We start from the raw sequence: 14678 nt of genomic DNA on the forward strand, positions 1-14678 counted from the left end.
AAAATCATGAGTACAGTGAGAATTTCTCCCATTCTCTCATACTTTCCATCATTTGAAAAGAGTCAAATCCTATTATTTTCATCGGAATTAAAAAGCGGTCTTAAAATTTTACAAGCTGATCCACATGTACCGGCAGGCCGGTAGCAATGGCCTTGTTCGCGGCGATCCCGGTCAGAATGGATCTGGCACCGTCAATCTGGTCCGCCGCACGCTGAAACTTATCCTCCGCCGGCTCTCCGAACAGATCATTCAGCAGGACAGGGTCCCCGCCGCCATGGCCGCCTTCCTTCTCTTCAACTTCAACCTCGTACGGTGCGCCGAACATAGGCAGTACGGTGAGCGTCTTGCCCTTTAAGGCGCCCTCAAGCTTCTTGTCGCCGCCCGAGTTCACGTAGGACTGCTCGACAATAGACATTTCAATCCGGCCCTTCGTGCCGTTGATCGCCAGACGGTAGCCTTCCCATGGCTGATAAGCCACGAGAGAATACGTCAGAATCGCTTTGTTGCGATATTGAACGATGACGCCCATCGTGTCTTCGATGTTAATCCCGTCACCGAATACGCTTTGGTCACGCTGATATCCGTCCTCTTCTTCGGCGTCGAGGTACATGGCCTTTAAATGGTCATTGGAATCCAAATGAAGCGCGAACGGATCATCCTTTGCAGCCGGGCTGCCGGTTGCCCGGTTATAGAACTCGGTCACCCCGCGCTCTTCCGCATTTTCTTTACCGTAGAACATAAGGTCGCCAAATGCAAAGACGGTTTGCGGCTGAGAACCGATCCAGAAGTTTACGAGGTCGAAGTGATGTGTAGATTTATGAACCAGCAGTCCTCCGCTGTTGCGCTTGTCCCGGTGCCAGCGGCGGAAGTAATCCGCACCGTGCTGGGTGTTCAGCAGCCATTCGAAATGAACCGAGGTTACTTTACCGATGGTTCCCTCCTGAATGAGCTCACGCACCTTAGTGTGGTGGGGAGCGTAGCGGTAGTTAAAGGTAACGCGGATGTTGCGGCCCGTTCTTTTAGAGGCGTCCACAATTTCCTGGCACTTTTCTTCATCCACTGTCATCGGCTTCTCCGTGATTACATCACAGCCAAGCTCCATGGCGCGGATAATGTAACGATGATGGGTCCGGTCTACGCTGGTCACGATCACATAATCCGGCTTATGCTCCTGAATCATCTGGTCGAACTGATCTGCCGTATACATAGGAATTTCACGATGGTTGTATTTCTCTTTCAGCAGCCGATTGGCATACACCATCCGAGTCTTGTTGCTATCACAAAAAGCGATAAGCTCCGAGCGTTCTTGAAAATGCTCTGCCAGCGCGCCATAAAAAAACTCCGCCCGGCCTCCAGTGCCTACCTGCACATAACGTTTCTTCGTACTCATCATGATCGCCTCCTCTTATATTAGCTTCAGACTATAACAAATAAGCATTTATATCTCCGCATTTTATGCTTTGAAGTCCATAAATGCCGCTTATTTTGCTATAATCTGTGTACAAGGGAGGCGGTATAGATGATGAAAACACCGGTTCAAGGCAGCTATCAGGACCCATCCGGCTGGCTTAGTATCGAGTATGACCGCCGGGTGGGCTATTTCTCCATGGCTACGGATCATATTCATGACCATTATGAGCTGTATTATCTTATTGAAGGGGAACGGATTTATTTCATGAAGGACCGGACCTACCGGATTCGGGCCGGCGATCTGGTATATGTAAACCGGAATGTGCTCCACAAGACGCTGGACAGCGGGCGAGGAGACCACGAGCGAGTCGTATTCTACCTGCAGCCTGACCTTTTTGCCCGCAGCCTGGAACCGCATCTGGTCCGCCTGCTGCTGGAGCCCTTCGAGCGGGACATTCCGATCCTGCGGCTGCCTGCCCTCGGCAGTGATTCTGCAAGGAGCCTGGTGGAGCGCATTGTAGAGGAAATGGAGCATACCCGGCCGGGACGGGAGCTTCTGCTGCGACAGTGGACGGCCGAGCTGCTGCTGCACGCCTGGCGCAATGTCGCAGCAAGCACGGTTACGCCGGCGGATATTGAACCGATGCTGCATCCCACGATGCAGCAGATCGTCCGGGACTTGAATGAACGCTTTGCCGAGCCGCTGCAGCTTACACAGGTTGCCGAGGCTCACGACATCAGCCCGTCCTACCTCAGCCGATTGTTCAAGCAGACGACCGGCTTCACGTTCAGCGACTACATTAATCTGCTTCGCATTCAGGAAGCCCAGCGGCTCCTGCGCGAAAGTCAGCTTCCTATTACGGATATCGCGTGGCAGTCCGGATTCTCGAACTTTTCCCACTTCGGCAAAATGTTCAAGCGCACGGTCAAGCTCTCTCCCCGGGAATACCGCCGGCAGTATCAGCTGCCGGACTTCCGCTGAACCTTCCCCCAGCCGTATCCGGCTTCAGGAGAGGTATCCTCCGGTAACCAGTGCCACCTTCTCCTGAACAGCTCGTCCTGCAGCTTCCATTTTTAGCTCGCTCCCTTCAAGGTGTCGTTGTACGTGTTTCTTACCCTGCAGCGTACAATTTGCACCTCGCCTCAGAAGCGGCTCTCCTCCAGCGCGTCCAGATGCAGGAAAAAAGCGTCCTCCAGCGTCGGCTCCTTCTCCTGATATTCCGGCCCCGGCGCGGTGTGTCCCATTTGGCGAACCGTTATGCCGCCGGGCGACATTTGGAAATGGATCAGCTTGCGCTCCTCGATCCCCTCAAACTGCTCCCGCGACACCTCGGCCTCCCATACGCTCGACGGAACGCACAGCTTCCACGTCCTTACCGGACCGTAATACCGGATGCTTCCAAGGTGCAGCCAGGTCACGTAATCTGCCGCCTCCTCCCACTCGTTCAGCTCGTGAGCCGCCACCACAACGGTTCTCCCCCCTTTGGCATAGCGGGCTAAATAGGTGATGAGGAACTTGCGTTCCTCGGCGTCCATCCCATTCAGCGGCTCATCCAGAAACAGAAAAGCGGGAGACGCGAGCAGCGCCTGAACGACCGCAATCCGCCGCTGGATGCCTTGGGACAGTTTTTTCACCTTCGTTCGCTGGTAAGGCTCCAATCGAAAATCCCGTATGAATCGGTTCACAGCCTCCCGGGAATACACGCCCTTCAGCTCAGCCAGGTAACGCAGCAGCTTCCCGGTCTTCATATCGCCGTACAGCTCGATGTCTGCAGGGACATATCCGATCTGGCTGCGGACCAGCGGCAGATCGTCTGCCGCCTTTCTGCCCTGATACCGAATGTTACCTGCATCCGGAGAGCGCAGCGTCGTCAGCAGCTCCATCAGCGTGGTTTTGCCGGCTCCATTGGCTCCGACAATCAGGTTCAGACCGCGCTGAATCTGGGCCCGCTCCACCTCCAGCCGGTATGTTCCCGCCTTCCGCTCCAGTCCCTCGATGTCAATCATGAACCGCGCCTCCCTTCAAGGAGCTGCGCGGCCTCAGGCTTTGTCTGTAGGCTTTGTACAGCAGCGCACCTCCAAGGATAAGGAGCAGGACCTCCAGAGGCATTTTCAACATCGCCGTCCCGTTATCTATCGTCAGCACGGTCAGTAAAGCAATCCAGACTATATAGGCAAACAGCGCCGCAGCTACAGCATATCCCATCCCCTTGCGGAACAGCATGAACATCGCCGCCCCGCCGGTCAACAGGAGCACGCTCATCCATTCCAGCAGAAACGGCCCCATCCGGAAATAGGAGTATTCCACAGAAGCCGCGCGCAGTCCCAGCAAAAATGTACTGAGAATCCCCAGCCCTGTAATCATGACGGTAACGGACAGCAGCCGGCTGTACAGGACAAGTGATGGGGGGTACGGCGTAATATGCTCTACAGCCCGCATACCGCGGTCCCGGGTCCGGCTGCTGAACAGCATGGAAGACATCAGCAGGAGGGGCGTCACCAGCGGGAAGTAGCCGCCGGGGATGCCGTTCATCCCGCTTGTCGCAGAACGGGGATCGATCAGCAGCACCAGCATACAGAACACAGCGGCGGCCGCAAGCAAAATGGACTTTTGATTCAGGCGCAGCTGATTTAGCAGCAGCTGCTTCAGCGAGGGCGGCTCCACCTCCGCATTAAATGCCAGCTTGATTGTTGCATTATTCATTCTCAGCAGGTCAAATTCGCTTTGCAGCGATGAAATCAATTGCGATGTTTCCTCCGGTGTCGGCGGCGGCTGAATGGCACGGGTTAGCGGCTCTCTCAGCTCGTCCTCCAGACGCTGCAGCTCAGGATCGGTAATGGGAGCCATAGGAATACACCTCGCTTTCTGGTTTTGTTCTTGAATGCTCTTTCCGGGCGTCAGCGCAAGACGGGGAGGCAGGAGGAGCCTGGGCGTCCTGCTCCGGGACAGAAGCGCTGGAACGGGGGGAGGCCATCAGGCTCTTCAGCTTACGTAGGCCGCTATATAAATGCGTCTTGACGGTACTGAGCGGCAGGCCGGTCAACCCCGAGATCTCCTGCAGCTTCATATCGTGAAAGAAACGAAGTGAGATGACATTTTGCTGTACCTCAGGAAGTGCCGCAAGGGAAGCGGCAATCTCCCTGGAGGTTTCCTGCCGCTCCAGCAGCTCCTGAGCCCCTGCCGTTTCATCTGCGGCATCCGGCAGCTCCTCTGCAGGCAGCTTCTCGGAGCGGTACGCTGCGCTTTTCCAATAATCTCTACACAGATTGAGCACCACCCGGTACAGCCAGGCCTTGACGTGCTCCAGCGCCCCGTGGCGGCGCAAATGGCGAATCAGGCGCACAAACGTTTCCTGAACCATATCCTGTGCTTTTTCGCGGTCGCCCAGCTGGCCGGAGGCATAGCTGAGCAGCGGCCCGTGATAACGGGACACCAGCAGCTCAAACGCCTCCTGATCCCCCTCAGCCATCCGCTCGGTCAGCTTCTGGTCACTAATCAAGCTCTTCCCCCCTCTCATGCACCGACATCATCTCATCCCATTTCTCATTCCATTGTTTATAAGACACCGGAGCCTCCGGCTGGTAATATGCTTCTTCTCTGCCCGGCAGCCTCAAGCCGCTGCGGTAGAACTCATTCAGCAGGCTCTTCAGCTGCTCTGTTCTGCCGTCTTGAATCGCTTTCGCCGCCTGCGCGGCCAGCTTGTTACCCAGCCGATTCGGATCGGTGCTCTCATCCCCTTCATGAAGCAGGGTCTGCACGGATCTTGCCCAGCCGTATGAATGCTTCAGCTCCGCGTCACTCAAGCCTTTTTCCTCTTTGTAATAAAGATACCAGAACAAGCTGCTGATCAAATGACGGACGTCCTGCTCTTGCTCCAGCCCTTCCTCTCTCAGTCCTGCCTGATTCCCGAACAATATCGTATTCATCCATTCCCCGGGAAGGCTTTCTATATCATATTGATAATAATACTTCGCAGAAATGATCAAATCACCTTTCAGATCGCCGCCGACATAAAAGGGGTGGTCTGTATATATAATCTGAACCCGCCTGGTGCGCAGGTCCTTCACCCACGTCTCAAAGTAGGCATATCGGGTCTCCAAATACTGCAGCAGCCCTTCCGCATAAAACCGATCGTACGGCGTCGTAATTATCGTCACCGGAACCTTGTCGCTAGGTAGCTCCAGCAGATCGCGGCTTCCATACAGTTCCACGCCCCGCGTCTCTTCTCCCTCAAATCGCTGATACCCCGGCTTACGCTCGGTCTCCAGAATACTGGCATATACAGGACAAGCATACCCCTCCAGGGTGAGCGACATTTGTGCGGGAGGCAAAATCAGCGGCCGGTACACAATGGCCTGATTATAATCTACGGAGTTCAAGCCGTTCTTAAAATAAATAGGCTGATCCCCCGGCAGCGGGTACCAGGCTGCATTGGAAGGAAGGTTCACCTCGCAGCCTACGCTGAACAAGGAGCGGTTATAGGGCGGCTGCTGCACATAATCTCTCGGCTTGCCGGTATAGCTCACCGTAGCCTGCAGCTTCCCCGAGCCCCCCTCCGGCAGCAGGATGTCCAGATGATCCCCTTGACGGTAATATTCAGCCTTGCGGTTCTCGATGCTGACATCGACGACCTGAAAGCTGCGATGCAGCGTTAGCGGAAACACCTGCCGGCTCTCCCCGCTGGATGGCGGGATGCTGAGCACTGCAGTCAGCTGAAGTGAGTCATCCTGCTGTCTTTGCAGATGTATATCATATTTTGTGATTTCATACTCCGGATGAAAGTCCGGCTTGTAATTGTCTGGATTACTTGCTGAGAGCAAAGTAGGGTCTGCCAGAAGCTGCTCATACACCTCATAACGCTCCTGCCACAAGGCAAGGAATGGCCGGAATGCCGAGGTCGCCAGCAGTATGGACGCCACCGTCAACAAGGCCCAGCCGGCCAGATAACGCGTCGGACGTTTCCGGTTCAGCAGCAGCAGGCTGAATGACAGCAGTAGCAAGGTAAAGGCAAGCACAAAGAGCCAGGACGCATTCAGCTCCTTCCGATACAGGGCAATGCCCCACACTTCAGAAGACATATTCATGCTGTTTAGGAAAAATTGATTGAGATGAAATGTGGACAGGAACTCCAGTCCATTCTGTCCAATCAGAAAGATATCCATGAAAAAAGTCCCAAACATCCAGGCGCAAAAGCCGATGAGATAGACGACCCGATTGCCGACCCACACCGCCAGCAGCATAGACAGCGCCAGGGTAACCAGATAAGAAATTTCGGACTGTATCATGAAATGCAGAAAATATCTGCCTGCGATGTCTGCTGCAACTCCTTGTGTCCTCGATACATAATAAAGGACTGCATTCGCCGGCAAGGTATAGAGCAGGAGGTACAGCTGGCCCACGGCATATTTGGCCGACAGCATCAGCGAGAAGGATACCGGCAGGCTCCGGTTCCACTCGAAGGAAGGCTTGCGGACATCCCGGCGAATCATAAGAATGCCGAGCAGCATAACCACACCCAGCGACAGCGTGTGGGCGATTGCATATCGTTCATACAGCTGCCTGAATACTCCCTGGTACTGCGAGAACGGAAGCTGATCCATATAGAGCAGAAACAGCAGTCCAAGGATTAACGGGAGCAGCAGGAACAAGGGATTGCCCAGTAACAGCCGGAGCTCCAGCTGGCACTGCCGTAGCCATTTATACATGACGTTCCCTCCGCAGCAATGAAATATAACCTTCCTCCAGCTCTGGCTCTACCATGACGCTGCCGGCGAAAGGCCGCCTTGCATGAATCATGCGGCAGATCATATGCTCCCCATCCTGCCGGCTCGACAGAATCAGAGAAGGATCTGCAGCTTCATACTCACCATGGCTCATACGGGCTTCCCACAAAAAGCCACGCCCGCATGCCTGCAGCTCTGCGAGGCTGCCTGCCATAATGAGAGAGCCTTCATGGAGCACGGCCACCTCATGACAGTTGCTCTGAATGTCCGCCACGATATGTGTGGAGAGCAGCACCGTCCGGTTCAGGCTATAGCGTGTCAGCATGTTCCTAAAGCGGACACGCTCCCGCGGATCCAGGCCGGATGTCGGCTCGTCCACAATCAGTACATCCGGTGAGCCGAGCAATGCCTGGGCAATGCCGATCCGCTGGCGCATGCCTCCGGAGTAGGTCCGCATTTTTTGATCGCTGTGGTTGTTCAGGTTCACCACCTCCAGCAGGCGCGATACTTCTGCTGTGCGCTCCTTTCGGCTCTTGAGCCCTTTCATAGACGCAATATAATCCAGATAATCTCTTCCCGTCATCTGCGGATATACCTGAAAATTTTGCGGCAAATACCCAATGGACTGCCGGATTTCCTCCGGCCGGCTCAGCGGGATACCGCGTATCGTCACCTGCCCGGAGGTAGGAGATGCCAGGCCTGCCAAGATCCGCATCAGCGTGGATTTCCCGGCACCGTTAGGTCCCAGCAGACCGGTCATGCCTGTCCCGAAGACAGCCGATATGTCCAGCAGCGCCCAGGCGCCGCGGCGATAGGTTTTGGAGACGTGTTCAATGCTAATCATAGAATTTCCTTTCTCATGTGCCCGGTATGATCACGAGTTTACAGCGGTGCTGGACTCTTACAGTTATAACGATACAACCCGGGATAAAGTTTAAGGTACAGCGAAATACACGAATTGTAGCCCGAGAGCTTTTTTTATTTTTAAACTGTAACATCCATGAATCGTTTTAAAAATATGGGAAAGGGTAAGTAACACATGCCAATGAGCAAATTTAAATGAAGAGGTGACCTTAGTATGTTCTTTCACAAAAAAGTGCTGCAAAATCCAGCCACGCCGGAGCGCCCTGATCCGTTGTTTGCCAAGAAGCTGCAGGAAATACTAGGCGGCCAATTCGGTGAAATTTCCGTGGCCATGCAATATTTGTTCCAGGGCTGGAACACGCGCGGCCATGACAAGTACAAAGACCTCATTATGGACACGGCGACCGAGGAAATCGGTCATGTGGAGATGATTGCAACGATGATCGCCCGCCTGCTTGATGACGCACCCGTCAAAGATCAGGAGGAGGCTGCGAAGAACCCTGTCATTGAATCGATTCTGGGTGGAATGAATCCTCAGCATGCGATCGTCTCCGGTCTTGGAGCCATGCCGGTCAACAGTGTAGGTGTGCCGTGGAATGCCGGCTATATTGTAGCGAGCGGCAACCTGCTCGCCGATTTCCGGGCGAATCTGAATGCCGAATCCCAAGGGCGCCTGCAGGTCGCCAGGCTCTACGAAATGACCGATGACCGCGGCATTAAGGACATGCTGTCCTTCCTGCTCACCCGGGATACGATGCACCAGAATCAGTGGCTGGCCGCCATTCGGGAGCTGGAGGCGAAGGAAGGGGTCATCGTTCCAAGCACGGCACCGCCAGAGCTGGAGAAGCAGAACATGTCCCACGTACTCTATAACTTCTCAGAAGGCGAAGAGAGCAGCCTCGGCAGCTGGGCATCCGGACAAGCCCCGGACGGCGCCGAATTCCAGTACTCTGCCGAGCCCGGTCCGTTTACAGAAGAGCAGAAATTAAAGCCGGCTCCGCCGTATACGCATAATACCTTGCCGGGTGTTACAGAATAATAGAACTCACATAAATGAGGCTGTCCCAAAAACTCCAGGAGCTTGCGGGATGGCCTCGTTTGTTGTGAACGGCTTCGGAATCTGTAGAAGAAGGCGGCCATCGATCACAATAAAGACATGGCGGTGCTGAACTAATCTCCCAGTCACCGCCATGTCTTTATTTTTTTGCTTCCTATTCCAATGAATTGCCTCGTTTAACCAAAATCTACTCGGGGACTGCCTCTTTTATAGTAATCTCAGCGAATTGGGTTAAGCACAAAACAGCGTGTCCAGCCGTTGTCCACCCTGTTAAGGCTCAGCGGTGCTGCTCATACTGATTCCGCTTGCTTACAGCCTGGATATATTGAAGCTCCTGCGGACTCAGCTCTTCGGCCTGAGCCGCCAGCAGGTTATCACGCAGCTGTTGGGCGGAGCTTGCACCGGGAATGGTACAGGCAGTTGCCGGATGAGCAAGCGCATAGCGAATGCCTGTCTGAGACAGCTCACGCCCTGGCTGCAGTCCTTCCCGAAGCTGCTTTACGGTTTCAAGCAGCTCTTCCCGGCTATAGTCCAAATACCCTTTGGCCGCCTTTTCCTCGTAACGCTCGGACAGCACCCCTTTGGCAACCGGACCTCTTGCAATCAGCGAAATTCCGTGCTCGGCCAGCAGCGGCAGGATTTCCTCCTCCGGGCGGCGGTCGAGAATACTATACTGCATCATGACACTGACAATGCCAGACCGCTTCACATACTCCCGAATGACATTAGGGCGGATTGAAGAAATGCCATACTCTCGGATCCAGCCCTGCTGCTTCAGCTCTTCAAACGCCTCAATAGTCTCCTCAATGCGATCGTCCATCGTGCCCCCGTGGAGCTGATACAGATCAATATAGTCTGTCCCGAGACGGCGCAGGCTATCCTTCACCGCCGTCTGGATGTAGTCTTTGGAAGGATCCCAGGTCCAGCCCTCTTGTCCGGAAATCCTGCGGTTGCCTACCTTGGTCGCCAGCACAACCTGGTCTCTGCGGCCCTTGATCGCTTTGCCCACAAGCTCCTCATTGATGCCTCCATCATACAGATCGGCGGTGTCGAGCAGCGTGACCCCTTGCTCCAATGCTTCATGCACAAGGGCGACCACCTTTTGTTCCTCCTTACCCAGGGACATGCAGCCCAGTCCAATCTCTCCAACGACCAGCTCTGATTTACCGATTGTATTTGCTCTCATCCACTGACCTCCTCCTTCAATACTTTTCCCGTTTTGCATGGCTTCAAGATTCATTACATTCCTCACCCTAGTATATCACTCCATGCCTTACAGACTGTAACAGCGATTGGCATATCTACGAATACATAAGCAGTCCTGGTGCAATAATAGCCGACAATTGGGGTAATGATTACAGATCACCATTATGTACTTTTGAAGGAGGGCTATGAGATGAAGCATTCGCTAAAAGAAGTGTCACAGTGGCTGGATTCCCATAAACAGCAGGAGCTGACCATTGAAAAGCGGGAGCTGGACGATGTCGATCAGATCAGGTTAACTGTAGATTCTGTGGAGCTCTTGGACGGCAACAATTGCAGCATTGATGACTATTTGGCCTGTCAGGCTCTGCTGCTCCGCGGTAACGGAGTCATTGTGACCGACGTCGAGGAGGCTCCCCTGCCAGGCGGCTCCTTCTCGATTCCCTTGGAAAGCCTGCGCGAGGCGGAGGTTCAGGAACGGCAGATCGTGCTTGAAAATGAACGGGGGACGTACACGATTACAGTGTAGCTTTTTTGATAAATACTGTTTCTGCAAGCAGAACTGGGACTTGAGTAAGCCATACTGCTTCATCTGACAGCCGTAACGGGCAGATGCCGAATATCTGCAGTTACGGCTGCTGTCTGTGACTTCGTAGCTGTACAAAAGCTGTACAAAACAGTGCCCTTATGTGCAACGAAATGCTGATCAGAAGGGCCTTCGAGCATTATTCTCAATATACCACTACCACACTCTGCTATAAAAATGGTAAACTGAATGAAGATCATTTCATGTGCGACCGGATTCATGCTGGAACTTCAGGTAAGATTTCTGGTATAAGGGGCAGGATAGACATATATTCTCCGATGGGAGACCGCCTCTGTTCCGTCATAATCCTTAAGGTTTAAATATATAAGATGAGCTATTGATTTAAGATCGCCTGAATGGACACAGAGACCGTGAACAACCAGGCTGCCCTATATAACTTTTTAGTTTGGATGCAAGCCGTGCGGTTATTCACGCTAAGCTGCTGCCATCCTGTCCTGAAGTCATGCCCAGCGCTTGCTATGGCGTCTTATGCGCGCCCGTATTTTGATGCTCATTTTTTCCGAGTCTCGGATTACATATTGTTAAATATGAAGGAAATCCACGCCACCGACTATCGATAGAGAGGAATATTACCACATTATGTCCAAACCATTATTGAATGATAAAATACAAAGTCCGCCTGCCCGCAAATCGAAGCCATCGAAGCCATCCTCCCCGCCTGTACGTGTATTCGCACTCGGAGGATTAGGCGAAATCGGCAAAAATATGTATGCGGTCGAATTCCGCAATGAAATCGTGATCATTGATGCCGGACTGAAGTTCCCGGATGCTGAAATGAGCGGAGTCGATTACATTATTCCCGATATCCGCTATCTGATTGAGAATAAGAGCAAGATCAAGGGCCTGTTCCTGACTCATGGACATGAAGACCATATCGGAGCCATTCCTTATGTGCTGCGCCAGATTCAGATGCCTATTTATGGAGGACCGCTGACGATCGGTCTCGTTCGCGCGAAGCTCGAAGAGCACCGTCTGCTGGATCAAAGCGATCTGCGGGTGTTTCATGAGAATGATAAATACAGCTTCAAGCACCTCGCCGTGCATTTCTTCCGCACGACACACAGTATTCCGGATGCATTCGGCGTCGTCATTGAAACTCCGTACGGACCTATTGTCCATACCGGAGACTTCAAGTTCGACTTTACTCCAGAGGACAAGCCGGCCGACATTCATAAGATTATGAGCCTTGGCCGCCGAGGGGTACTTGCGCTTCTCGCGGACAGCACAAACAGTGAGCGTGAGGGCTTCACTCCATCCGAACGAACCGTAGGGCTGTCCATCCTGAAGCAGTTCCAGGAAAGCCCCGGTCGGATTCTGTTCGCGACCTTCGCCTCCAATGTCCACCGTCTGCAGCAGGTCGTAGAGGCCGCTATACAGACGAACCGAAAGCTCGCCATCGTGGGACGAAGCATGGAGAAGGTGTTTACGATCGGCCAGGAGCTGGGCTATATCCGAATCCCGGACGGCATGCTGATCGATGTGAAAACGGTCAACCGTTACCGTGACCATCAGGTCGCGATTATTTGTACAGGTAGCCAGGGCGAGCCCAACGCAGCTCTCACCCGAATTGCTTCAGGATCACACCGCTCGATTCAGATTCATCCCGATGATACGGTAATCTTCTCCTCCTCGCCCATTCCGGGGAATACGCAAAATGTAAACCGGAGCATCGATCTGCTCATGCGCGCTGGCGCTGAAGTAAGATATGGCTCGATTCTGGACATCCATACGTCCGGCCACGGCTGCCGCGAGGATCTCAAGCTGATGCTCAGCAGCCTGCGTCCGAAATATTTCGTGCCGATTCACGGAGAATACCGGATGCTGCTCAATCATCGCCAGCTGGCGAAGGATGTGGGCGTTCCCGAGAATCATGTTTACTTGCTGAACATCGGCAACACTCTTTCCTTGTTCCGCAACGGGGCTCGTAAAGGCCGCAACATCCCATCCGGAGATGTCTACATTAACAACGGAGAGCTTCGCACGCACGAGAAGGAGCTGCTGGAGGAGCGCGTGCAGCTTGCTCACGACGGTGTCGTCATTGCTGCCATGACCCTGAACCGTGAAACGCGGAAGCTCATTGCCGGTCCCGAGCTGATCACCCGCGGATTCGTTTACATGCAGGACTCGAAGCCGCTGCTGCGCCGGGCTGAAGCCATGCTGCGCAAGCATCTTAACAAGGCTGGAGAGCAGCGGGAGTATGATGAGTCTGCATGGGAGCAGATGACAACATCGACCCTCAATCGTTATTTCAAGCGCGAGCTTGGACGGAGCCCTTACATCATGCCTTCCATTATGGAGATTTAAGCGCCAGGCTTGGCAACAATTGAGCAGCGATGCTGATCTGACGCAGAATATCAATGAGGCTGTTCCCAAAGTGGATTCTTGTTTAACGAGGCAGCTCCCTTGAGTGAAATAGGAAAGCAAAAAATAAAGACATGGTAGAGTCAGGGAAGTTATCCCGTCACCGCCATGTCTTTATTTTGTTCTATGGCCCGCCTTCTTCCAAGAATGATGGGCGATCACGTATTAATCCGCCAGCTCCAGTCCCTTAGTCTCCCGGCCCCAGACCAGGACAGCCGCCGCCCCGATCAGAATGGTTACAAAGAACAGCAGAAAGATGCTGGAGATGCTGGTGCCGTTCTCTTTCAATACACCGACGAGCAGCGGTGCAATGACACCGCCAATACGTCCGAAGGACGTCGCCAGGCCTACGCCGGTGGAGCGTATTCTCGTGGGATAGAGCTCCGGGCTGTACGCATATAGTCCGCCCCAGGCGCCCAGATTGAAGAAGGACAAGCAGATGCCGGCAGCAAGAAGCATTCCTACAGAGGTGGCATAGCCGAACCACATTGCGCTTAAGGCTGTGAACACGAGATAGGTGACGAGTACAAATTTGCGGCCAAACTTCTCAATCAAGTAAGCAGCTGTGAAATATCCTGGCAGTTGAGCGAGTGTCATGATCAGCACATACTGAAAGCTTTTCACCAGACTGAAGCCTTTATCCACCATCACGGTAGGCAGCCACAGGAACATGCCGTAATAAGAAAAGACGACTGTAAACCACAGCACCCACAGCATCAGTGTGGTCTTCCGGTGCTCGCTCGACCAAACAGAGGAAATACGCTCTGACAGGCTCAGCCTCCGCGCCGCCTTCTGTTTCACATACCGCGGAGAATCCTCAATCGCCCGCCGGAGATACAGCGCATAGAAAGCGGGAAGCGCTCCAATGACAAAAGCCATCCGCCACCCGTAATCCGGGATAATAAAATAAGCGATCAGCGCAGACAGAATCCAGCCTGCCGCCCAAAAGCTTTCCAGAAGCACTACCGATCTCCCCCGGTCCTCTACCGGCATGCTCTCCGAAACGAGCGTTGCTGCCACCGGAAGCTCACCGCCCAATCCAATGCCCGCAACAAAGCGAAGGATACACAGGACCGCGAAGCCGGTCGCCAGCGCCGATAAGCCGCTGGCAGCCGAGAAGATGATCAGGGTCCAGAGCAGCAGATTTTTCCGTCCGTACCGGTCTGCCAGCATCCCGGCCAGCAAGGCGCCGAACACCATGCCGATGGAGGTGCTGCTGGCCAGCAGCCCCACCTCCTGAGAGCCCAGGCTCCATTCCTTCGCCAGCGCAGCGACCACGAAGGAGATCATGCCGACATCCATGGCATCAAACATCCAGCTGATTCCGGCACTGAACAGCAGCTTACGCTGCTTCGGATTTTTCAATAGCTGAGTACGATTCATTATATGACCCTCCTTGCTTCTATTGGTAGCTTGTTACGAAAGCCGCTCTCCCATGCATTCCTCCTCCTA

General features: G+C 53.8%; 12 protein-coding genes. 4 read left to right on the forward strand and 8 right to left on the reverse strand.

Features of this window, described 5'->3' with window-relative positions; all coding sequences use genetic code 11:
* Positions 1 to 100 precede the first annotated feature (100 nt).
* Positions 101 to 1390: a Gfo/Idh/MocA family protein gene (locus tag ACH6EH_RS13045; RefSeq protein ID WP_397332685.1), complete on the reverse strand. Its 1290-nt coding sequence runs from the start codon at positions 1388 to 1390 to the stop codon at positions 101 to 103.
* A 129-nt stretch (positions 1391 to 1519) separates the two neighbouring features.
* Here ACH6EH_RS13045 and ACH6EH_RS13050 point away from each other — a divergent pair, with 129 nt between their 5' ends.
* On the forward strand, positions 1520 to 2392 hold the full coding sequence (locus tag ACH6EH_RS13050) for a helix-turn-helix domain-containing protein (protein ID WP_397332626.1): 873 nt from the start codon (positions 1520 to 1522) through the stop codon (positions 2390 to 2392).
* Positions 2393 to 2553: 161 nt separating this feature from the next.
* Here the strand turns inward: ACH6EH_RS13050 and ACH6EH_RS13055 are convergent, their stop codons facing one another.
* The 5 genes from ACH6EH_RS13055 to ACH6EH_RS13075 are packed head-to-tail and all read right to left on the reverse strand — an operon-like array spanning position 2554 to position 7978.
* A complete protein-coding gene (locus ACH6EH_RS13055) occupies positions 2554 to 3417 on the reverse strand; it encodes an ATP-binding cassette domain-containing protein (RefSeq protein ID WP_397332627.1) in 864 nt (287 codons plus the stop codon).
* A complete protein-coding gene (locus ACH6EH_RS13060; RefSeq protein WP_397332628.1) occupies positions 3410 to 4258 on the reverse strand; it encodes a hypothetical protein in 849 nt (282 codons plus the stop codon). The genes ACH6EH_RS13055 and ACH6EH_RS13060 overlap by 8 nt, the downstream gene beginning before the upstream one ends.
* Complete coding sequence (locus ACH6EH_RS13065; protein ID WP_397332629.1) at positions 4236 to 4910, reverse strand: RNA polymerase sigma factor; 675 nt, start codon at positions 4908 to 4910, stop codon at positions 4236 to 4238. Before ACH6EH_RS13065 ends, ACH6EH_RS13060 begins: the two co-directional genes overlap by 23 nt.
* Positions 4903 to 7116, reverse strand: a complete 2214-nt coding sequence (locus ACH6EH_RS13070) for an ABC-2 family transporter permease (protein ID WP_397332630.1) — start codon at positions 7114 to 7116, stop codon at positions 4903 to 4905. Before ACH6EH_RS13070 ends, ACH6EH_RS13065 begins: the two co-directional genes overlap by 8 nt.
* Complete coding sequence (locus ACH6EH_RS13075) at positions 7109 to 7978, reverse strand: ABC transporter ATP-binding protein (RefSeq protein ID WP_397332631.1); 870 nt, start codon at positions 7976 to 7978, stop codon at positions 7109 to 7111. The genes ACH6EH_RS13070 and ACH6EH_RS13075 overlap by 8 nt, the downstream gene beginning before the upstream one ends.
* A gap of 234 nt (positions 7979 to 8212) precedes the next feature.
* On the opposite strand from ACH6EH_RS13075, the gene ACH6EH_RS13080 reads away from it, so the two are divergent.
* Positions 8213 to 9037, forward strand: coding sequence for a manganese catalase (locus ACH6EH_RS13080; RefSeq protein WP_397332632.1), 825 nt, complete (start codon positions 8213 to 8215; stop codon positions 9035 to 9037).
* Between the two features lie 295 nt (positions 9038 to 9332).
* Here ACH6EH_RS13080 and ACH6EH_RS13085 read toward each other — a convergent pair whose 3' ends face one another.
* Positions 9333 to 10241: an aldo/keto reductase gene (locus ACH6EH_RS13085; protein ID WP_397332633.1), complete on the reverse strand. Its 909-nt coding sequence runs from the start codon at positions 10239 to 10241 to the stop codon at positions 9333 to 9335.
* Between the two features lie 210 nt (positions 10242 to 10451).
* On the opposite strand from ACH6EH_RS13085, the gene ymzB reads away from it, so the two are divergent.
* Together ymzB and rnjA are read left to right on the forward strand one after the other, a co-directional pair.
* Positions 10452 to 10787 (forward strand): protein YmzB, encoded by a 336-nt coding sequence (ymzB, locus tag ACH6EH_RS13090; protein ID WP_138227025.1) that lies wholly within the window; start codon positions 10452 to 10454, stop codon positions 10785 to 10787.
* A gap of 657 nt (positions 10788 to 11444) precedes the next feature.
* Positions 11445 to 13169: a ribonuclease J1 gene (gene rnjA, locus ACH6EH_RS13095; RefSeq protein WP_397332634.1), complete on the forward strand. Its 1725-nt coding sequence runs from the start codon at positions 11445 to 11447 to the stop codon at positions 13167 to 13169.
* Between the two features lie 222 nt (positions 13170 to 13391).
* Here rnjA and ACH6EH_RS13100 read toward each other — a convergent pair whose 3' ends face one another.
* On the reverse strand, positions 13392 to 14609 hold the full coding sequence (locus ACH6EH_RS13100; protein WP_397332635.1) for an MFS transporter: 1218 nt from the start codon (positions 14607 to 14609) through the stop codon (positions 13392 to 13394).
* Positions 14610 to 14678: the final 69 nt, after the last annotated feature.

This window comes from Paenibacillus sp. JSM ZJ436 (assembly GCF_044383795.1).
In the GTDB taxonomy this organism is placed as follows: Bacteria; Bacillota; Bacilli; order Paenibacillales; family Paenibacillaceae; genus Paenibacillus_AQ; species Paenibacillus_AQ algicola.